Source organism: Pseudomonas sp., assembly GCF_030690725.1.
GTDB lineage: Bacteria > Pseudomonadota > Gammaproteobacteria > Pseudomonadales > Pseudomonadaceae > Aquipseudomonas.
In genome coordinates this window covers 40,482-61,466 of sequence record NZ_JAUYGD010000068.1, presented here as the reverse complement: position 1 = coordinate 61,466, position 20,985 = coordinate 40,482, and the positions used below count along the sequence as shown (strand labels likewise).

16 protein-coding genes are annotated in these 20,985 nt (G+C 64.0%); 5 read left to right on the top strand and 11 right to left on the bottom strand.

The window, feature by feature from the left end; genetic code table 11:
- Positions 1 to 46 precede the first annotated feature (46 nt).
- Entirely contained in the window at positions 47 to 412 is a 366-nt protein-coding gene (locus Q8O69_RS17695) for a winged helix-turn-helix domain-containing protein (RefSeq protein WP_305593527.1), read from the top strand.
- Here the strand turns inward: Q8O69_RS17695 and Q8O69_RS17690 are convergent.
- The 3 genes from Q8O69_RS17690 to dksA all read right to left on the bottom strand — a co-directional run bounded on the left by Q8O69_RS17690 (position 407) and on the right by dksA (position 10,610).
- Entirely contained in the window at positions 407 to 8,911 is an 8,505-nt protein-coding gene (locus Q8O69_RS17690) for a GH36-type glycosyl hydrolase domain-containing protein (protein ID WP_305593526.1), read from the bottom strand. The genes Q8O69_RS17695 and Q8O69_RS17690 overlap by 6 nt on opposite strands.
- A gap of 304 nt (positions 8,912 to 9,215) precedes the next feature.
- Complete coding sequence (gluQRS, locus tag Q8O69_RS17685; RefSeq protein ID WP_305593525.1) at positions 9,216 to 10,103, bottom strand: tRNA glutamyl-Q(34) synthetase GluQRS; 888 nt, start codon at positions 10,101 to 10,103, stop codon at positions 9,216 to 9,218.
- Positions 10,104 to 10,166: 63 nt separating this feature from the next.
- Complete coding sequence (gene dksA / locus Q8O69_RS17680) at positions 10,167 to 10,610, bottom strand: RNA polymerase-binding protein DksA (protein ID WP_090251641.1); 444 nt, start codon at positions 10,608 to 10,610, stop codon at positions 10,167 to 10,169.
- 196 nt (positions 10,611 to 10,806) lie between these two features.
- Here dksA and Q8O69_RS17675 point away from each other — a divergent pair, with 196 nt between their 5' ends.
- Positions 10,807 to 11,988, top strand: a complete 1,182-nt coding sequence (locus Q8O69_RS17675) for a pyridoxal phosphate-dependent aminotransferase (protein WP_305593524.1) — start codon at positions 10,807 to 10,809, stop codon at positions 11,986 to 11,988.
- Positions 11,978 to 12,685, top strand: a complete 708-nt coding sequence (sfsA, locus tag Q8O69_RS17670; protein WP_305593523.1) for a DNA/RNA nuclease SfsA — start codon at positions 11,978 to 11,980, stop codon at positions 12,683 to 12,685. The genes Q8O69_RS17675 and sfsA overlap by 11 nt, the downstream gene beginning before the upstream one ends.
- A 295-nt stretch (positions 12,686 to 12,980) precedes the next feature.
- On the opposite strand, the gene Q8O69_RS17665 is transcribed toward sfsA, so the two are convergent.
- Complete coding sequence (locus tag Q8O69_RS17665) at positions 12,981 to 14,159, bottom strand: glycosyltransferase family 1 protein (RefSeq protein ID WP_305593522.1); 1,179 nt, start codon at positions 14,157 to 14,159, stop codon at positions 12,981 to 12,983.
- A 58-nt stretch (positions 14,160 to 14,217) separates the two neighbouring features.
- Positions 14,218 to 15,120, bottom strand: coding sequence for a LysR family transcriptional regulator (locus tag Q8O69_RS17660; RefSeq protein WP_305593521.1), 903 nt, complete (start codon positions 15,118 to 15,120; stop codon positions 14,218 to 14,220).
- A gap of 82 nt (positions 15,121 to 15,202) precedes the next feature.
- On the opposite strand from Q8O69_RS17660, the gene Q8O69_RS17655 reads away from it, so the two are divergent.
- A complete protein-coding gene (locus Q8O69_RS17655; protein ID WP_305593520.1) occupies positions 15,203 to 16,324 on the top strand; it encodes an SRPBCC family protein in 1,122 nt (373 codons plus the stop codon).
- A 153-nt stretch (positions 16,325 to 16,477) separates the two neighbouring features.
- On the opposite strand, the gene cysZ is transcribed toward Q8O69_RS17655, so the two are convergent.
- Positions 16,478 to 17,230 carry a sulfate transporter CysZ gene (gene cysZ / locus Q8O69_RS17650; protein WP_305593519.1) on the bottom strand — a complete coding sequence of 251 codons (753 nt, stop codon included), beginning with the start codon at positions 17,228 to 17,230 and terminating at the stop codon, positions 16,478 to 16,480.
- Positions 17,231 to 17,498: 268 nt separating this feature from the next.
- Between cysZ and trxB the strand changes: the two genes are divergently transcribed.
- The gene (gene trxB / locus Q8O69_RS17645; RefSeq protein WP_305593518.1) at positions 17,499 to 18,446 is read left to right on the top strand and encodes a thioredoxin-disulfide reductase; all 948 of its coding nucleotides are present in this window, start codon (positions 17,499 to 17,501) and stop codon (positions 18,444 to 18,446) included.
- A gap of 57 nt (positions 18,447 to 18,503) precedes the next feature.
- Here trxB and Q8O69_RS17640 read toward each other — a convergent pair whose 3' ends face one another.
- The 5 genes from Q8O69_RS17640 to folE all read right to left on the bottom strand — a co-directional run bounded on the left by Q8O69_RS17640 (position 18,504) and on the right by folE (position 20,966).
- Positions 18,504 to 19,091: a putative glycolipid-binding domain-containing protein gene (locus tag Q8O69_RS17640; RefSeq protein WP_275963327.1), complete on the bottom strand. Its 588-nt coding sequence runs from the start codon at positions 19,089 to 19,091 to the stop codon at positions 18,504 to 18,506.
- A gap of 185 nt (positions 19,092 to 19,276) precedes the next feature.
- Entirely contained in the window at positions 19,277 to 19,621 is a 345-nt protein-coding gene (locus tag Q8O69_RS17635) for a HopJ type III effector protein (protein WP_305593517.1), read from the bottom strand.
- Entirely contained in the window at positions 19,621 to 19,911 is a 291-nt protein-coding gene (locus Q8O69_RS17630) for a DUF1244 domain-containing protein (protein ID WP_305593516.1), read from the bottom strand. The genes Q8O69_RS17635 and Q8O69_RS17630 overlap by 1 nt, the downstream gene beginning before the upstream one ends.
- 123 nt (positions 19,912 to 20,034) lie before the next feature.
- On the bottom strand, positions 20,035 to 20,406 hold the full coding sequence (gene folX, locus Q8O69_RS17625; RefSeq protein WP_275963324.1) for a dihydroneopterin triphosphate 2'-epimerase: 372 nt from the start codon (positions 20,404 to 20,406) through the stop codon (positions 20,035 to 20,037).
- Positions 20,406 to 20,966 (bottom strand): GTP cyclohydrolase I FolE, encoded by a 561-nt coding sequence (folE, locus tag Q8O69_RS17620; protein ID WP_275963323.1) that lies wholly within the window; start codon positions 20,964 to 20,966, stop codon positions 20,406 to 20,408. Before folE ends, folX begins: the two co-directional genes overlap by 1 nt.
- Positions 20,967 to 20,985 lie beyond the last annotated feature (19 nt).

The window sequence follows — 20,985 nt, the reverse complement described above, 5'->3', positions numbered from 1 at the left end:
GATCAGGCGTTAGTCTGCGCAGCGTATCCCTCGCTGTGGTCGCCGCATGTACCGTCTTGATCTGAAAATCCGCCTGCATAACGGCTCTGATATTGCCATCGGCCCCGGTAAGGCCGAGCTGTTGGCGGCTATTGCCCAGCACGGCTCGATCAGCGCCGCCGCGCGCGCCATGGGCATGTCCTATCGGCGTGCCTGGCTGTTGGTGGAAACCATGAACCGCAGCTTCAAACAGCCGCTGGTCAGCACCCTGGCCGGCGGCAAACAGGGCGGTGGCACCCAGCTTACCGCCACTGGTGAGCTTGTTCTGCAGCGCTACCGCGCCCTCTGCGCCGCCGCCTTGGCAACGGTGCAGAGTGGCTGTGATGAGCTGGCCGAGCTGCTGGCCGAAGCGCCCTCTAATACCGACCTATAACTCGATCCGCAGACGATGCGCCGCGCCATCCAGCGCCACTTTCAGCTGTCCTTGTGAGCAATCGATAGGCTGCTCGTCCAGCCAGGCCTGGCGAATGCCCTGGCTGCGTTGTGCCGGGTTGCTCAGCTCAATCTGGTAATGGCTGCCGGCCAGGGCGATACGTGCGCTAAAGCCTGGCCAGTCGGCCGGAATGCAGGGGTTGAGCAGCAGCCAGTCACCCTCGCGGCGAATACCGAGAATTCCCTCCACGCCGGCGCGGTACATCCAGCCGGCCGCCCCGGTGTACCAGGTCCAGCCGCCGCGCCCGTTGTGCGGCGCCACCGCGTAAACATCGGCGGCCAGCACATAGGGCTCGACCTTGTAGCGCTGGCAGGCTTCAGGGCTGTTGCCGTGGTTGATCGGGTTGACCAGGTCAAACAGGTCGAACGCCTGCTTGGCCGAGCCGAGCTGGCAGTACGCCAGAATCGCCCACATCGCTGCGTGGCTGTATTGCCCACCGTTCTCCCGCAGGCCCGGCGGGTAGCCCTTGATATAGCCGGGCTCCAGTGGGGTTTTGTCGAACGGCGGGGTGAACAGCAGGGCGATGCCGTCGTCCTCGCGGATCAGCTGGCGCTGCATGGCGGCCATGGCCATATTCGCCCGCAGCGGATCGGCGCTGGCCGACAGCACCGCCCAGGACTGGGCAATCGAGTCGATCCGGCATTCGCTGCTTTGTACCGAGCCGAGCCAGGTGCCGTCATCGAAGGTCGCGCGGCGGTACCACTGGCCGTCCCAGGCATAGGTCTCCAGTGCCAGGCGCAGCTGCTCGGCATGCGCTCGCCAGCGGGCCACGCGGGCGCTGTCGTGCGCCTCGGCATAGGGGCTGAACAGCGCGATGCTGCGCAGCAGTAACCAGCCGAGCCACACACTTTCGCCCTTGCCGTGCTCGCCGACACGGTTCATGCCGTCGTTCCAGTCGCCGCCACCAATCAGCGGCAGGCCCAGTTCGCCGGTCAGTTGCAGGCACTGGTCGAGGCCACGGGCGCAATGCTCAAACAGCGAGGCCGGCGCATCGGCCTGCATCGGCTGGAAGAACGCATCGTGCTCGCCGGCGGCCAGCAGCGGGCCTTCGAGAAAGTCCAGCGGCTCATCGAGAATTGCCGCATCGCCGCTGCACTGGATGTACTGCGCGGTGGCGTAGGCCAGCCACACCCGGTCATCGGAGATGCGCGTGCGCACGCCCTGGCCGGAATGCGGCAGCCACCAGTGCTGCACATCGCCTTCGATAAACTGGCGGCTGGCCGCGCGCAGGATATGCGCGCGGGTCATGGCCGGGCTGGCGAAGGTGAGGGCCATGCCGTCCTGCAGCTGGTCGCGGAAGCCGTAGGCGCCGCTGGCCTGGTAGAACGCCGAGCGCGCCCAGACGCGGCAGGCCAGGGTCTGATAGAGCAGCCAGCCGTTGAGCATGATGTCCATGGCGCGGCTTGGGGTTTGCACCTGTACCGCGCCGAGCACCCGTTGCCAGTGCGCCTGCACCTGGGCCAGTACGGCGTCCAGATCGGCCTGGCGATACTGCGCAATCAAGGCACTGGCCTGCTGTTCGCTGGCGCATTGGCCGAGCAGCCAGAGCACTTCAACGCTTTCCCCCGGCTGCAGTTCCAGCTGGCATTGCAGCGCGGTGCAGGGATCGAGCCCCGCGCCCAGGCTGCCGCTTAGCGGTATTTGCCGGGCCAGTGCGGCGGGTTGCGTGAGGTTACCGTTACGCCCGATAAACTCGCTGCGATCAGCGGTCCAGCTGCTTTGCCGGCCGCCCAGGTCGCTGAATGCGCTGCGCCCGGTAAAGGCGATGCTCCACGGGTTGCGTGCCAGGATGGCACCGGTGGCGCTGTCCTGGCGGCTGAGGATAAACGGTGCATTGGCCGCCCGTGTGCTGCCCAGCACCCATTCGGCATAGGCGGTAACGCTCAGGCGGCGTGGCCGGCCGGAGAGGTTACGCAGGGTCAGCCGGGAGATCTTGATCGGGTCGTCCAGCGGCACGAACTGCAGCAGCTCCATGGCAATGCCGCTGGCCTGGTGGCTGAAGCGGCTGTAACCAAAGCCATGCCGCGCTTCATAGTGGCCGCTGTCGCGCAGCGGTTGGGCGGTGGGGCTGAACAGCGCCAGGCTGTCTTCGTCGCGCACATACAGGGCTTCGCCTGGCGGGTCGCTGACCGGGTCGTTGGACCAGGGCGTGAGCTGGTTTTCCCGGCTGTTGTCGGCCCAGGTGTAGCCGCTGCCTTCGGCCGAGACCTGAAAGCCGAACTGCGGGTTGGCGATCACGTTGATCCACGGCGCCGGGGTGTTGCTCCAGGCGTTCAGGCGCACCACATACTCGCGACCATCTAGGTCGAAACCGCCCAGGCCATTGGCAAACTCCAGCGGGCTGAGCGGCGCCGTGTGGCATATGGGAATAGGCTGCGCACTGTGGTTGCCGGTGCTGGCAGGTACGGCGCTGGGGCAGGGCGGGATACGCGCCAGCTGCTCGCTGATCGGCCCGCGATGGGCCACCAGCAGCACCCGTGCCACCGCTTGCAGGTGCTCACGGAACTCGCCACTGAGCAGGTCGGCGCGCAGCACGAACACCGAGCCTTGCGCCAGTTCGGCGGCAAAGCGCGGGCGTGACTGGCTGCTGCGCACGGCGGTTTCGATGGCCACCTGCAGGTCCTGCAGGTAGGAGGAGGCATGTTCGTTGACGATCACCAGGTCCACGGCCAGGCGCTTCATCCGCCAGTATTCGTGGGCGCGCAGCAGTTGCCGCACCTGGGCAATGTCTTCGGCGTCACTGATGCGCAGCAGGACGATCGGCAGGTCGCCGGAAATCCCTTGGGACCACAGCCCGGACTGGCTGCCGAGGCCGCGCAGCAGGCTGGCCGGTGGTGCGCGAAAACGCGAGTCGGCATACAGGATCGGCGCCGCCAGGCGCTGAAAATCGGCGGCTTCGGCGGCGAGCATGTCGAGGTGGCGCAATTGCACCTGGGCCTGGGTCCAGGCCAGGGTTTTCGCGCGCTCGAAGGCGCTGCGGTCGTGGTGCTTGTCGATCAAATCAAGCAGCGCCTCACGGGTAGGCGCCACCACCGTCCAGAACGCCACACGGGCAATCTTGCCGGGCTCGATCAGCAGACGCTGGCGCAGCGAGAAGATCGGGTCCAGTACCGTGCCGACGGTATTCGATAGGCGCTGGCCCTGGCGGATTACCGCGGCGGCATGCAGCGCACAACTGCGTCCGAGAAACTTCGCACGGTCGGATTCGTACTGCGGCTCGGCGCTCACGTCACCTTCAACCACGGCAAAATGCGCGGCCCACAACGGCTGCTCGCTGGCGCTGCGCGGACGCCGTGTGGCAATCAGCGCGGCGAAGGCGGGCAGGTATTCGGTGACCACAAACAGTTTGGAGAACGCTGGGTGGGCGTTGTCGCTGGCGGCGCTGGCGAGCACCAGTTCGGCGTAGGAGGTCAGTTCGATTTCCCGCGCCACGCGGCCGCTGTTGGTCAGCGAAACACGGCGTACCTCACCGTCGTCTTCGCCGGAGACCAACACTTCCAGGCTGGTGGTGAGGTTGCCGTCGTGGCGGCTGTAGCTGGCGTAGTCCTCGGCGAACACTACTTCGTCATAGGGGTTGCCGCTGCTCGGCTGCGCGCCTAGGGACCAGTGCGTGCCGTTGCGGGTGTCCCAGAGAAAGATAAAGGAGCCGTGCTGGTCGCGGGTGCTGTCTTCCTGCCAGCGGGTGATGGCGATGTCGCGCCAGCGGCTGTAACCCGCACCGCTGGCAGTGAGCATCACGCTGTAACGGCCGTTACTGAGCAGGTGGGTGACCGGCGGGTTGCCGTTGAAGTGGTTCAAGCGGCGTTCATTGTGCAGCGTGCAATCGGCTTCTGCGGCGCAGGCGCTGACCTCTTCGGCGCGCGGGTGGGCGACGGCGACATTGCGCGGCATGCGTTCCTGCAACAGCAGCTCGCAGGCCTGGATCATGGGTTCACGGTGAAAGCGCGCACGCATCTGGCCGTCATGCAGGGTGTTGGCAATGGCGACGATGCTCATGCCCTGGTGGTGGGCCATAAAGTTGCGCACGATGGCAAACGGCTGCTCATCCGGCAGCCGTGTGCGGGTGAAGTCCAGCGCTTCATAGAAGCCATAACGGCCCAATGCGCCCTTGGCGGCTAGGCGGCGGTAGTTGGCCAGGGCGCCTTGTGGGTCGACCATGGTCGCCAGGCCCGTGGCGTACGGGGCAATTACCCGGTTGGCGGACAAGCCGCGCTTGAGGCCCAGGCCCGGTACGCCGAAGTTCGAGTATTGGTAGGTCTGCTCCATGTCGCGGGCGTTGTAGGCCGATTCGGAAATCCCCCAGGGGATGCCCAAATCATTGCCATAGGCGGCCTGGCGCGCGACCACCAGGCGGTTGGTCTGCTCCAGCAGACTGCCGGCCGGGGCGCGCATCACCAGCGAGGGCATCAGGTATTCGAACATCGAGCCGGACCAGGAAATCAGCGCTGAGCCGCTGCCCAGTGGCGTGGCGGTGCGGCCCAGGCGGAACCAGTGGCGGGTGCTGACATCGCCCTTGGCGATGGCGAACAGGCTGGCCAGGCGCGCCTCCGAGGCGAGCAGGTCATAGCAGCTGCTGTCCAGGCTGTTGTCCGCCAGGCAGAAGCCAATCGACAGCAGTTTGCGCTCCGGCTCCAGCAGGAAGGCGAAATCCATGCCCAGGGCCATGTTGCGCGCCTGCTCGGCAACGCTGCGCAGTTCGTCGTGCAAGGTTATACGCTGGCTATCCGTCAGCTCGGCATCCTGTTGCAAGTCGCCCAAGGCCTGGGCCAATGCCTGCAGCCAGAACTGCAGGTCGCCGGCCTGGTTGTCCGTGTCCAGTGGGGCGAAACCGCTGGCTAGCTGCGCGGCTTTTTCACTCAGGCGCAGCAGGGTTGGCAGCAGGCCGTGCAGCGGCTGTGCGCCATTCAGGCCCGCTTCGATCTGTTGCAGTAATTCGTGCAGCTGTTGGCTGCGTTCATTCCCGGCGGCGGGCAGGGCCGCCAGCGCGGCGCGGGCCAGGTGCAGGTTGTCGTGCAGGCCCAGGCGCGCATCCGCGCTGACCGGCGCCTTGAGCCATTCCTCGCAGGCATTGGCGACCACCAGCAGGTGGCCGGCCAGGTTGCCGCTGTCCACCGACGACACATAGGCCGGCGCCAGCGGGCGTAAATCTTCGGTGTCGTACCAGTTGAAGAAGTGCCCGCGATGGCGCTGCAGCTGCTCCATAACCGCCAGGGTGGCTTGCAAGCGGGCGAGGGTGCGCTGGGTGCCGGCCCAGCCGAAATCGCGGGCGGCGATGGCGGAGAGCAGGTACAGGCCCATATTGGTCGGCGAGGTGCGGTGGGCGATGACCGGCTTGGGGTCTTCCTGAAAGTTATCCGGTGGCAGCTGGTTGTCGGCTGGCGTGACGAAGGTTTCGAAGAAGCGCCAGGTGCGCCGGGCGATCAGCCGCAGCTCAGTGGTTTGCGACGGGTCGACCAGCAGGCGCTTGGACATGCGCGGTGAACGGCTAACCCGCATGGCGATAGCTGGCGCGCTAAGCCAGAGCAAAGCGAACGGCAGCACCAGCGGCCAGATGGCCGGCGACCAGAGCAGGGCAGCGGCGCAGAGCAACAGGCCGAGCAGCGTGCCGCCAGCCATGCCGCTGTAAAAGCCCAGCAGCTTCAGGCGCGGGCTGATCGACGCTTGTGCGGCAGTGGTCCACTCCAGCAGGTTGCGCCGGGTGATCAGCAGGCGGGTCAGGGTGCGGCTGATCGCATCGAGCATGCGCCAGCTCTGGTCGGCGAGAAACGTCAGGTTCAGCACGCTTTGCTGCAGCGCCAGCAGCAGGTCATCGCGCAGCTTGCCGAGGTGGCTGCGCCAGCGGATACCGGCGCGCGCCGGCAGCAGGCCGAAGCATAACGGCAGCAAGGCCGGGATCAGCAGGCTGGCAATCAGTAGCAGGCTGGCGCACAGCGCTGCCGGCAACGGCAGCAGCCAGCTCAGGCCCAGCGCTGCCAGGGTGGCGGGGGCCAGCAGGGAGCGGCGCAGGTTGTCGAGCATCTTCCAGCGGCCGATGTTCGGCAGCGCTTGTTTGCCGCGTAGCGGGCCGAAAATCCACGGCAGCAGCTGCCAGTCGCCACGGGTCCAGCGGTGCTGGCGTTTGCCGGCGACGTCGTAGCGCGAGGGGAATTCCTCGACCACTTCCACATCCGAGGCCAGGCCTGCGCGGGCGAAGACGCCTTCGAACAGGTCATGGCTAAGCATGCTGTTTTCGCCTACTCGGCCGGCCAAGGCGGCCTCGAAGGCATCGATGTCGTAGATGCCCTTGCCGGTAAAGGAGCCTTCGCCGAACAGGTCCTGGTACACATCGGACACGGCTGCGGCGTAGGGGTCCATACCGCCGGGGCTGGAGAAGACCTTCTGGTACAGCGAGCCTTCGCGCTGCAAGGGCAGTGACGGGGTTACCCGGGGCTGCAGAATCGCGTAGCCGCCGACCACCCGTTGTAGCTCGGTGTTGAAGCGCGGCTGGTTCAGTGGGTGGGCCATCTTGCCGATCAGCCGCAGCGCCGCATCACGCGGCAGGCGGGTGTCGGCATCCAGGGTAATGACATAGCGCACATCTGTGGGCACGCGCTGGCTGAGCCCCGGCACCTGGGTAAAGCTGGTGTCAGTGGCGCCACGCAGCAGGCGGTTGAGTTCATGCAGCTTGCCGCGTTTGCGCTCCCAGCCCATCCAGACGTTTTCACTGGGGTTGAACTGCCGGCGGCGGTGCAGCAGGAGAAAACGACTGCCGGCGATGCCGGGGCCGTAACGCTGGTTGAGCTGGTCGATGGCGGCGCTGGCCAGTTGCAGCAGGGCGTCGTCGCTGGCCAGGTGCTCCTGGTCGGCATCCAGGCCATCGGTGAGCAGGGCGAAGGTTAGGTCGCCGCCATGCCCGGCCAGGTGATGCACTTCCAGGCGCTCGATCTGCTCCAGCAGATCGGCCTTGCTGCCGAGCAGGGTCGGCACGGCAATCAGCGTGCGCAGGTTGCTGGGCACCCCTTCGCTAAGCTCCAGGCCCGGCAGGCCCATGGCGCCGAAACTATTACTTACAGCGCGGTTGACCAGCGCGGTGGCCACTTCAGTGGCCGGCAGAAAACCTAGCAAGCCCAGCGCCAGCAGCCAGCCAGCGGTGACGCCCTGGCCGGCCAGGCTGTACAGCGCCAGACCCAGTAGCAGGCTGGCCAGGCCGACGATGGCGCCGACGTAGCCGGGCATGCCGAGGTGGATATGGCCACGGCTGATGCGCAGACGCAGCGGTGGACGGAAGTTGATGCGCTGCTCCAGCGCCAGGCGGCCTTCGGCGATCAGGTGGTAGCCGGGGTCGCTTGTGCGTGGGTCGGCATGCTCGGTTGCGCCGGCCAGTTGGCTGGCCTGCAGGGCCTGTTCGGCAACCTCCAGTTCACTGCAGGTGCTGCCACGGGCCAATTGCTCAATGGCGCTGCGGTACTGGTTGCGGGTGGCGAAATCCATCGCGGCAAAGTCGCTGCGCGCGCCCAGGCGGGCATCTACCAGGCTGACGTTCTCGAACAGCTGCGCCCAGTCGATGGAGGAGATCAGGCGCATGCTGTTGATGATATTGCGCACCGTGAGGTTGGACGCGCCCTGGCGCTGCAGGGCGTGTTGCACCACTTCATCGATGCTGCTGCCCTGCGCGCCGAGGCGCTCTTCCAGCCAGCCCAGCGCTGGCGTGGTGAGCGGATCATGGTCACGCAGGCGCTTGGCCAGTTGTGCGGCAAACGGCTCGCTTAACGCGGTGCGGGCGCGCTCGTGCAGTTCCCTGTCGAGCGCCGCGTGCGGGGCGTCTTTACCCAGCAGGCGGCTGGCCAGGGCATCGGCGTCGGCCCGCGCGCTGCGCCCGGCGGTCATCTGGTCGGCCAGGCGGCGCAGGTTCTCGATCAGCACGATGCGCAAGGTGATGGCCACCGCCCACAGCTCGCCGATGGTCAGCGGCTGCACCTGCTGATAGGCGACGAGAAAGCGCTGCAGGATGTCCGGGTCGAAGTGGCTGTCGGTGTGGGCGATAAACGCCCAGGCCATACCCAGCACCCGTGGGTAACCGGCAAAGGGGCCGCTGGCGAGTTTTGGCAGCTGGCGGTAATAGCCGGGCGGCAGGTCATCGCGGATCTCGCGAATCTGCTCTTCGACCAGGTGGTAGTTGTCCAGCAGCCACTCGGCCGCTGGCACCACGCCGCGGCCATTGGCCAGCTCCGCAGCACTGGCGCGGTAGGCGGCGAGCAGCACCTTGGCGTTGTCATTCAGGCGGCGATGCAGGGACAGCACGGCGGGCGGCTTGTTGCTCACCGGCTGGGCAGCGGCCAGGGTGCAGGCGTGTTGTTCGAGGCGTTCGATGCCGAACAGTTCTTCGCGTACTGGGGCGTGATCAAGCCATGGCGAGGGTGCAGCGGCACGGCTGAATAGAGCAGAGAAGACTGAGGTCATAGGGCGCGGTTCCAGCCATCATTGGCATGCGCGATAGGCGTCGAGGTGCGAGACCCATCTGAGAAACCGCGACAGCGGACCTACGAAGTCACGATTGCCGTGCCCCTGTTGCTTCGCCGTGCTGATTTTGCATATTGGCCGCTGACGCTGGTGTGACCGGTCAACACCCAAGACCCGGGTACCGCGATGGCGGGGTAAACCTGCACCATCGGGAAGAATGCTGTCGCAGCATTGTCGCCACCCTACAGCACGCTGCTGGCTGGCGTCTGTTCGCTAACGGACATAGCTGCAAATGGGCCGGCGTTTAGCGAAGTTGGGTTTCTGCCAGGGTCAGGCTGCGCGGAATAAGCGATGCGTCCCAGTGCTGGCTGGCCCAGTGCAGCAGTTCAGCGGGCTGGCCGTAGCTGGCTCCATCCGGCAACTGCTGGCCAAGCGCACGCAGAGCGCGGATCAGCAGTGGCGTTGCTTGATCGGTAGGCAGCGGTGGCGAGCGGTAGGATTTTCCCAGCTTGTGGCCATCCGGCTGGATAATCAGCGGCACATGCAGGTAGCGCGGCTGCGGCAAGCCCAGCAGCTCCTGCAGGTACAGCTGGCGCGGGGTGGAGTCGAGCAGGTCGGCGCCGCGCACTATATCGGTGATGCCCTGCCAGGCATCGTCGAGCACCACCGCCAGCTGGTAGGCATACAGGCCGTCGCGGCGCTGGATCACGAAGTCGCCGACCTCGCGGCCCAGATGCTGGCGGTACTCGCCCTGCACGCGGTCGACAAAGTGGTAGCTCAGCTCCGGCACGCGCAGGCGGATCGCCGCATCGGCAAAACCGTGGCCGGCATTGCGGCAGGTGCCGGGGTAGATGCCCTGGCTGCCTTCCAGTTGCTTGCGCGAGCAGGTGCAGGCGTAGGCCAGGCCCTGGCTGAGCAGGCGTTCGACCAGCGCTGCGTACTCGCCGTGGCGCGCGCTTTGCCGCACCAGCTCGCCATCCCACTCGAAGCCGTAGCTTTCCAGGGTGCTGAGAATGCCTTCTTGGGCGCCGGCGACTTCGCGTGGCGGGTCGAGGTCTTCCATACGCAGCAGCCAGCGACCATTTACCGCGCGCGCGTCAAGGTACGACGCAAGGGCTGCGACCAGTGAGCCGAAGTGCAGATAACCGCTCGGGGTGGGGGCGAAGCGGCCGATATACGCGGGTGTGTTCATTTGCCGTGGCACACACAGGGAGACAGAAACAACAGAGGGTGCCGAAGCACCCTCTGGGTCAGATCAGGAACCGATCTGTTTTTCTTTGATTTCCGCCAGCGTCTTGCAATCGATGCAAAGGGTGGCGGTGGGGCGTGCTTCCAGTCGGCGGATGCCGATTTCTACGCCGCAGGAATCGCACCAGCCGTAGTCGTTGTCTTCGATCAGTTGCAGGGTTTCGTCGATCTTCTTGATCAGCTTGCGCTCGCGATCACGGGCACGCAGTTCCAGGCTGAATTCTTCTTCCTGGCTGGCGCGGTCCGCTGGATCGGGGAAGTTGGCTGCTTCGTCCTGCATATGGTGCACAGTACGATCAACTTCCTGCATCAATTCCAGCTTCCACTTGTTGAGGATGCCGGTGAAGTGGGCGCGCATCGGCTCACCCATGTATTCCTCACCCTTTGTTTCTTTATAGGGCTCGAAACCACGAGTCAGTTGGCTGCTTTTTGCTTTTGCTTTGGTGGGCATGGATGACCGCCTCTCACTCTCTCTAATCCACTGCGCAGGACGGTGTCCCTTGCCGATCCTACGTCGCGTAGAACTGGCCCTGCGGCTGCAAGCGGGCGAACTTACCAGAACAACTCCCGCCGCGCCACTCCCGGTTGTCGTGGTTGCGCCGGGTATGCTTTAGAATCCGCGCCTTAATCCAGACCAAGGCAGTCCCATGGCCCAGTCCTACAGTGCGCGCAGCCGCGCCATAGAACCTTTTCACGTGATGGCGCTGCTGGCTCGTGCCAATCAGCTGCAGGCCGACGGCCATGATGTGATTCACCTGGAAATCGGCGAGCCGGATTTCACCACCGCCGCGCCGATTGTCGCTGCCGGGCAGGCGGCCTTGGCCGATGGGCACACCCGTTACACCGCCGCACGCGGCCTGCCGGCCTTGCGTGAGGCGATTTCCAGTTTCTATGGCCAGCGTTACGGTCTGGATATCGACCCGCAGCGCATTCTGATCACGCCCGGTGGTTCTGGTGCGCTGCTGCTGGCCACCAGCCTGCTGGTCGACCCCGGCAAGCACTGGCTGCTGGCCGACCCCGGTTACCCCTGCAATCGGCACTTTCTGCGCCTGGTCGAGGGCGCAGCGCAGTTGGTGCCGGTTGGCCCGGATGTGCGTTATCAGCTGACTCCAGACCTGATCGAGCGTTATTGGGACCAGGATAGCGTTGGCGCGCTGGTGGCGTCCCCGGCCAACCCGACCGGCACCTTGCTTAGCCGTGATGAGCTGGGCGGGCTGTCTCAGGCGCTAAAAGCGCGCGGCGGGCATCTGGTGGTGGATGAGATCTACCACGGCCTGACCTACGGCGTGGACGCCGCCAGCGTGCTGGAAGTGGACGATGAGGCCTTTGTACTCAATAGTTTTTCCAAGTATTTCGGCATGACCGGCTGGCGTCTGGGCTGGCTGGTGGCGCCACCGGCTGCGGTGCCGGAACTGGAGAAGCTGGCGCAGAACCTTTATATCAGCGCGCCGAGCATGGCTCAGCATGCCGCGCTGGCCTGTTTTCAGCCGCAGACCCTGGAGATCCTCGAGCAGCGCCGCCACGAGTTTCAGCGCCGTCGTGATTTCCTCCTGCCGGCGTTGCGTGAGCTGGGCTTCAAGATCGCCGTGGAGCCGGAGGGCGCCTTCTATTTATATGCCGATATCAGCGCCTTCGGCGGCGATGCCTTTGCCTTCTGCCAGCACTTTCTGGAAACCGAGCATGTGGCCTTTACCCCCGGCCTGGATTTTGGCCGCTATCAGGCCACGCAGCATGTGCGTTTTGCCTACACCCAGGATCTACCGCGCCTGCAACAGGCGGTGGATCGCATCAAGCGTGGCCTGATCAGTTGGCAGGCCCATGCAGTTTGAGCCGCCGCTGGAAGAAGGGCGCCTGCTGCGCCGCTACAAGCGCTTTCTCGCCGATATCGAGAGCGCCAGCGGCGAGCGGCTGACCATCCACTGCGCCAATACCGGCTCGATGCTCAACTGCATGAGCGAGGGCGCGCGCATCTGGTTCAGCCGCAGCAACGACCCCAAACGCAAGCTGCCGGGCACCTGGGAGATCGGCGAGACACCGCACGGGCGTTTGGCGGTGATCAATACCGGGCGGGCTAATGCCCTGGTGGAAGAGGCGCTAAATGCTGGACTGATCACCGAGCTAAACGGCTTTACCAGCCTCAAGCGCGAAGTGCCTTACGGTCAGGAGCGCAGCCGGATCGACTTTCGTCTGGACTACCCCACAGGCGTGGCGTTCGTCGAAGTTAAGAGCGTCACCCTGGGGTTCGCCGATAGCCGCGTCGCCGCCTTTCCCGATGCGCGCACCGAGCGCGGCAGCAAACACCTGCGCGAACTGGCGGCACTGGCCCGTGAAGGGATTCGCGCGGTGCAGCTGTATTGCGTGAACCTGACGGACATCGACGCGGTGCGCCCAGCCGATGAAATCGACCCAGCCTATGCCGCTGCGTTGCGTGAGGCGGTGAGCGCCGGTGTTGAGGTGTTGGCCTATGGTGCGGTGATCAGCGCGCAGGAAGTGCGGTTGATCAAGCGTCTGGATGTGCGGTTGTAGGAACGGAGCTTTCCGTTTCAACCCGTAGCCCGAACAAGCGCAGCGCAGTCCGGGGTTGGATGTTTGCGCAGTGGCCTGTGAGTAGGATGGTGATTGTTTCCCGGATTGCGCTAAGGCTTATCCGGGCTACGGTGCTGTTGTAGGAGCGGATCTGTCCGTTTCAACCCGTAGCCCGAACAAGCGCAGCGCAGTCCGGGGATGGATGACTGCGAAGTGGTCTGCGAGTTGGGAGATGATTGCTCCCCGGATTGCGCCGGGGCTTATCCGGGCTGCGGTGCCCGCGCCTACAGGGGCGTCAATGCTGCGTTCTGCCGGCCGGCAGCTCCGCTACTGGTTGCATGGCAGTACGTAGATGCTGCTCGAACAGCTCGACAATCGCCGGCCAGCCCTGGCGCGAGGCATGTAGCCGGGCATTCAGGCGCACCCGGCGCAGGCCCTCGTGGTCGGTCAGCAACCAGCTGGCGGCGTCGATAAAGCCTTGTTCGTCCTCGGCCACTGCCAACGCGCCGTTATGCCCGTGGCGGATATGTTGCGCAGCCGCCGCCTGATCAAACGCCACCACGCCAAGCCCGGAAGCCAGGGCTTCGAGCACCACATTGCCGAAGGTTTCCGACAGGCTGGGAAACACAAACAGATCGCCTGAGGCGTAATGCGCAGCCAGCGCTTCGCCGCGCTGCAGGCCGCAGAACACTGCATCCGGTAGTTGCTGCTGCAGGCTGGCGCGCTGCGGGCCGTCGCCGACCAGAATCAGTTTCAGCCGCCGCTGCGGGTGCGCCTGTTGCAGCGCCTGAAAGCTCTTGCTGAGCAGGACCAGGTTCTTTTCTGCGGCCAGACGGCCGACATGCAGGATGGCGATGTCCTGTTCCGCCAGGCCCCAGCGCTCGCGCAAAGCTGTGCAGCGTTTGGCCGGGTGGAACAGCTGGCTGTCGACGCCCCTTGAGAGCAGTTCCAGATTGTCGAAGCCACGCCGCTGCAACTCGATCTGCTGGCTGACGCTGGGCACCAGGGTCATCTGCGAGCGGTTATGGAACCAGCGCAGGTAATTGGTCAGCAGGCGGGTTAACAGGCCAAAGCCGTAATGCCCGGTGTATTGCTGAAAGTTGGTGTGAAAACCGCTGACCACCGGAATCTGCAAACGCCGCGCGGCGCGCAGGGCGGACAGACCCAACGGGCCTTCAGTGGCGATATACAGCACATCCGGGCGCTGCCGTTGCCAGTTGCGCAGCAGCTTGTGCATCGACGACTGACCCCACTGCAAACCGGGGTAGCCGGGCAGCGGCCAGCCACGGGTCAGCAGCAGGTCCTGATCGACCGCGCCGCGCGGGTCGACGCTTTGTCGCGGACGTACCAGTTGCACGCGATGGCCATGGCCACGCAAGCCCTCGACCAGGCGCCCGAGGGTATTGGCTACGCCGTTGATTTCCGGCGGGAAGGTTTCGCTGATCAGCGCGATATGCAGGGAAGCTGTGCTCATGGCAGCAGTCTCCGCTGCCGCTATGTAATGACTGTGACGCTTTGGTTGCGTTTGTATTTCAGTCGAGCAGTTCGATCAGCTGTTGGCGCAGCCAGGTGTGCGCCGGGTCGAGGTGCTGTTGCTGATGCCAGATCAAGCTGACCTGCACCGGCGGCATATCGAAGGGCAGCGGCGCGATTTCCAGCGCATGCACCGGAGCGAAGGCTTCGGCCAGACGCGCGGGCACGGTGCCGAGCAGGTCGGTTTGAGCGACGATGGCTGGGATCGGCAGGTAGTTGGGTAGATGCAGCGCCGCCTGCCGGCGCACCCTGGCCGAGCCGAGGACGATTTCCAGCGGCGAGCCACGTCCGGCGCGTGGGGTTACCGTGATATGCCGCGCCTGCTGGTAATCCTCAAGGCTCAGCCCGCCGGCAAAGGCTGGGTGGCCGGCGCGGCCGATGGCCACCAGCGGTTCTTCGCGCAGCGGCGCGTAATGCAGGTCGGGCGAATCGAAGTGCAGGTAGTCGATGGCCAGGTCCAGCGCGCCGCTTTCCAAACGCTGCACCAGGCTGTCGGCATCATCGGCTTGCACCAGCAGCTCGACCTGTGCGGCGACTCGCGTCAGATGCGCCTGCAACATGGGCAGCAGCGCGGCTTGCGCGTAGTCGTTAAGCGACAGGCTGAAGGCATGCGGCGTTTGCGGGTCAAACGGCTCGGCCGGGCCCAGTCCTGTCTGCAGCAGGCGCAGCGCCTGGCGCACCGGCACATACAGAGCCTGGGCGCGGGCGGTGGGGGTCAGGCCACGGGCGGTGCGCAGGAACAGCTCTTCACCCAGTTGCTGGCGTAGGCGGGCGAGGGCGTTGCTCACCGTCGACTGGCTCAGGTGCAGGCGTTCGGCAGCGCGGGTCAGGTTGCCTTCCTGCATCAGCGCATCGAAGACCAGCAGCAGGTTGAGGTCGAGCTGACGCAAATTCGTTATCAAGAATAATGCTCTTTCTGAATATCCATTATCGGAATGATCTGGCCGCGCCTAGACTGCTGTCAATCCGCACAGGAGTCATGCCGTGGCCTATAACAACGACAATGCCCAGGCTTTCCGCACACGTTATCGGGATGCCATCCACCCGCTGTACAACCCCTGGCTGCATGCCGGCTTTGTGTTGGCCTACGGCCTGACTTGTATAAGCCTGCTGTGGCGCACGCTGGACGCGGTGGCGCTCTGGCAGTGGCTGCTGGTACCGCTGACTCTGGTGTTCTTCAGCTGGGGCGAGTACCAGGTGCACAAGCGTCTGGGGCACAACAAGACGCGCTTCGGCCAGCTGTTCTACAAGCGCCACACCGGCGATCACCACAGCTTTTTCATCGAAGGCCAGATGCGCTACGAGACGCCGCGTGACTGGCGGGTGATCCTCTTTCCCGCCTGGCTGATCGTGCTCTATAGCCTGCCGCTGCTGGGCATCTGGTGGCTGTTGGCGCACCTCGACGGCAACCTGGCGGCGCTGTTCGTCGGCAGCATGCTGCTGGGGTATATGAGCTACGAGGTGGTGCATGCCTGCGAGCATCTACCGGCCGAGCACCCTGTCGCGCGGTTGCCGTGGATTCGCCAGATGCGCCGCCTGCATGCGTTGCACCATCGCCGTGAGCTGATGCATTCGCGCAACTTCGGCATCGTCCATCCGCTGATGGACTGGCTGTACGGCACCCTGCACTGGGAGCCGGAGCCGACGTATCAGCAGAACCGCCAGCAGCATCGCGTGCATATCGCCCGCCCTGCGGACGCGGTGCTGAGCTATGCCGCCGCCCCGGCGCATTGGCCCGAATGGCACCCGTCGTCGTTACGCATCTATGTAAGTGATGGGGGCCGCGAGGGCGCGTTGCTCGCCGGTGAAGTATTTGAGGAAGATATCCACGCCGGTGGCCGCGCCGGCCATCTGCGCTGGGATGTGCTCGACTACCAGCCGGCACGCCGCTGGCAGGCCAGCGCCCGAGGCGATCACGGCCTGGGGCTGCTGCTGACCTACGAATGCATAGAAGTGGAGGGCGGTTGCGAGTTTGTCCGCACCCTGGAATACGGTTTCGACGGTGCGCTGATGCGCCTGGCCAACCGCCTGCTGCTGAGTCGGCGTATCGAGCGTGAATCCCAGGCTTCGATGCAGGCGCTGCGCGTGGTACTGGAGCGCAACTAGTGTCATGACAGGGTTCAACTGTTGCAAACCTGTAGGAGCACGCCATGCGTGCGAATCGCCGGCATGGCCGGCTCCTACAACCCGTTGGCTAACGCCGCATGGGGCTCCACGATACTTGATCGTTGATACGACACTAGCCTGCAGCGAAAGGACTCAGGGGGCGGGCGTGAGCGCCTGCTCCTGGCGTTCACGCACCCAGAACACCGTGGCGCCAGCCACGGCTGCCGGCATCATCAGGATATTCAGTCCTGGCACCAACAGCGCTGCATAGGTGATGCCGCCAAATCCAAGGCTCTGCCAGCGCTTTTCCCGCAGCCAGGCGAGCATGTCCTGCCAGCTCATCTTGTTGTTGTCTGCCGGGTAGTCGATGTACTGAATCGCCATCATCCATACGCCAAATAGCAGCCACAGCGGCGCCGCGATCAGGTTGACCACCGGGATAAAGCTCAGGATCAGCAGGCCAATGGCGCGCGGCAGAAAGTAGCCCAGCTTGCGCATTTCGCGGCCCAGGGTGCGTGGCACCATTTCAATCAGTTCGCCCCAGCGGAAGGCTGGGAACGGGTCTTCGCCGCGCACCACCACCTCGACCTTCTCCGCAAGAAAGCCGTTAAACGGCGCAGCGATGATATTGGCCAGTAGGGTGAAGCTGAAAAACACCATCAGCAGTACCAGCACCACAAACAGCGGCCACAGCACGTATTCAAGAAAGCTCAGCCAGCTCGGCAGGCTGGGCATAAAGGTATCGACCCAGCCGCCGAACTGCTGCAAGGCCAGGTAAATCAGGCCAATAAACAGGATCAGGTTGATCGTCAGGGGCAGCAGCACAAACAGCCGCAGGCCAGGGCTCAGCACCAGTTTCAGGCCTTCGCTGAGGTATTGCGGGCCGGTCAGTACGGGAGCGGGCATGGGGAGAGTCTCCGCGAGGTTGAAGTCGCGCCGACCTTACCGGCTTTGTGTGGCAGGTGAAAGCCTCTGCAACGGGCGCTAACGATTGCCGGTGTGCGCTTATAGCGCTTGCCTATGCACAGTATTGGCAAAGCATATTTCCGCAGTGCGTCGGGCAGGCATAGGCTGCGCAGCATCCCTTTGTGGGGCTTTCGACCTTATTACCTTCCCCTAGGTCCTCGCGAAAGTCCCTTTTTATTGCTGCCGGCATTGCCGGGAGGAGCTGTTGATGTCTGCTGATCGTCATGCCCGCGTGATCATTCTGGGCTCCGGCCCTGCCGGCTACAGCGCTGCGGTCTACGCCGCACGGGCCAATCTTAAGCCGCTGCTGATCACCGGCCTGCAGGCCGGCGGCCAACTGACCACCACCACCGAGGTGGATAACTGGCCGGGTGATGTGCATGGCTTGACTGGCCCTGCGCTGATGCAGCGCATGCAGGAGCATGCCGAGCGCTTCGAGACGGAAATTGTTTACGACCATATCAATGCCGTGGACCTGGCCGGCAAGCCGTTCACCCTGGTTGGCGACAGTGGCACTTACAGCTGCGATGCGTTGATTATCGCCACCGGTGCCAGCGCCCGTTACCTGGGGCTGCCAAGTGAAGAAAGCTTTATGGGCAAGGGTGTTTCCGCTTGCGCCACTTGCGATGGTTTCTTCTACCGCAACCGCGATGTAGCGGTGGTCGGTGGCGGCAATACTGCGGTGGAAGAGGCGCTGTACCTGGCCAATATCGCCAGCAAGGTGACCCTGGTGCATCGCCGTGAAACCTTCCGCGCCGAGAAAATTCTGCAGGACAAGCTGCAGGCGCGGGTCGCCGAAGGCAAGATCGTCCTCAAGCTGAATGCCGAGGTGGATGAAGTGCTCGGCAACAACATGGGCGTGACCTGCGTGCGGGTGAAGAACAACGATGGCAGCTTTGATGAGCTGAGCGTTGACGGCCTGTTCGTCGCCATCGGCCATACGCCGAACACCTCGTTGTTCGAGGGGCAACTGGCGCTGAAGGACGGCTATCTGGTGGTCAACGGCGGCCGTGAAGGCAATGCTACCGCCACCAGCGTACCGGGCGTTTTTGCTGCCGGCGATGTGGCTGATCACGTCTACCGCCAGGCGATCACCTCGGCCGGGGCCGGCTGCATGGCGGCGCTGGATGTGGAGCGTTATCTCGACGGTCAGTAGGTCTGAGAATGCCAAAAGCCTCGATTGATTCGAGGCTTTTTTCTATCTGCTGTCTGCTTAGACCCAAGTATTCAACTTCAAATCCCGCGAACTCATGCGCAGAAACTGATCGCTGGCTTTGACCAGCAGGGCATGCTCGTCGACGGTCAGTTCGCTGCTCTTTTTGCCCTGCGCTTCGCTGCGGTACAGGGTTCTCCCGCCTTCTTCGCGCAGGCGCTGGTAGCGCTGGCTGCGTGCTTCCACCTTGAGCGTCAGCAGGTCGACGTAGGCGACTTGCATCAGTTCGCTCTGCCCGGTTTCCAGGGCGCAGCGCTGCAGGGCTGGGGTGTGGGTAAAAGGCGATTCGGAGAGCATCACCTGCTGGCATTCGCTGAGGTCCGGGCGTGGTTCGCCGTTGTGGAACCAGTTGCCACGGATATCGCGCTTGAGGTTGAGGCTGCGTTGGCCGTGGTTGTCGACCTTCAGCCACAGGCGCCGAAAGCGCCAGCGTGGGTCGCAGTTGAGCACGTAGGTGGCAGCGATGCTGTGGCCTTGCAGGCTTTGCATCAGATGACTGGTGGCGTTGATGCCGTGTTCATCGATGTTCAGGCGCAGGTTTTCCACGCCGGGGTTGTGCCATGGTTTCCATACCAAGGTCTGCTGCATTTCAGCGACTCCAAGCCAGGTAAGGTTGGAGAAACCGGGGAGGCGCGGCAATGACGCTGCACGGAGCACCTTCCCTGGTGTTCTCGTTCAAGTAATGGCGCGCAGCATAGGGGGATTTAAGTGTGATGTCTGTCAGCTTTTGCCGACAGTTGCGCAAGAACTTGCACGCTTGGTCTGTCGAGTGATTACAAACTGTTGCGCTGCAGTGACGGTTGCTCGAAACGTACACCAGTCAGGCCGGTGTCCATCAGTGCGCGGATATTGCCGTGGTCGCTGCCGCTCGGGGTGGCCAATACGCTGCGGTAATGTTCGCCAAAGCACAGCAGGGTTTCTTCCAGGCTCAGGCCTTCGAGCAGGGCCAGACCGAGGGTTTTGCACGAGCCTTCGTTCTGCCCGGCCGCGTTGGCCACATTGCCATTGCTGAAGGCGCTGGGCTGGTATTGGTAGTGCTCGGCGATAAACGCCAGAGTTTCGGCGAAGGTGAAGTGCTCGCCGCGCAGCTTGGCGCGAAAGTCGGTGAGGTTGCTCATTACTTGTTTCCTTTGCTGAAGGCGGCCTGCTGCTCGGCGCTGGCTTCCTTCTGGTATTTGGCTTTCCACTCGGCATACGGCATGCCGTAGACCTCTTCACGCGCCTCATCCGGGGTGATGGCCACACCGATATCGTCGGCGGCGGCCTTGAACCACTTGGACAGGCAGTTACGGCAGAAACCGGCGAGATTCATCATGTCGATGTTCTGCACATCCGGGCGTGAGCGCAGGTGCTGCACCAGGCTGCGAAAGGCGGCGGCTTCAAGTTCGAGGCGTTCTTGCTCGGTCATGGCGATGCTCTCTAAAGGCAGGCGGGAGTGCGTGGCGGCGATGATAAGAGCATGCCCGCCTGGCGGCAACGACCCGGCGCAGGACGCACCGGGAATCATCTGAGCAATTTTTCAGCCTGTTGCTTAACGGTGCCCGGCGAGGGTGATCGACACCGATTCGGCAAAGCGCAGGGCGTGCAGCTTGTCCACTTCCACTTCGGCATAACATACCGCCTGATTTCCCATCACCAGGTCGAGGATTTCCTGGGTCAGGCGCTCTAGCAAGGCGAAGCGGTTGCCTTCGACGTGGCTAATCACTGCCTTGGTGATGGTGCGGTAGTTGAGGGCGTGGTCGATATCGTTATCACGCACCGCTTCCACGGCGGGATAGAGGATAGTCAGGTTGATCAACACGTCCTGCTTGTTGTTGATCTCCTCTTCCTTGATGCCAATGTAGGTGCGCAGGCGCAGGTCCTTGACGCGGATGCGCGCCATCCCAGGTTCCAGTCGCGGCATTACTTGCTCCGTCCGATCAGTTGCAGGAATTCATGGCGAGTGTTGCAGGATTCGCGGAAGGCTCCAAGCATCACCGAGGAGGTCATCACCGAATTCTGCTTCTCCACGCCGCGCATCATCATGCACATGTGTTTGGCCTCAACCACCACGGCCACGCCAGCGGCGTTGGTAACCTGCTGGATCGCATCGGCGATCTGTTTGGTGAGGTTTTCCTGGATCTGCAGGCGGCGGGCAAACATATCGACGATGCGCGCCACTTTCGACAGGCCGAGCACCTTGCCGGTGGGGATATAGGCCACGTGAGCCTTGCCGATAAAGGGCAGCAAGTGGTGCTCGCACAGCGAGTACAGCTCGATATCACGGACGATCACCATCTCGTCGTTATCCGACTCGAACAGTGCGCCGTTGACCACTTCGTCAAGGCTCTTGTGGTAGCCGTTGCACAGGTACTGCATGGCCTTGGCGGCGCGTTTGGGCGTGTCCAGCAGGCCTTCACGTTCGGGGTTTTCACCAACGCCGAGGAGAATCTCGCGGTAGTGGTCGGGCAGTTCTGGGGTCATTACAGGGTCCTCGCGGCCA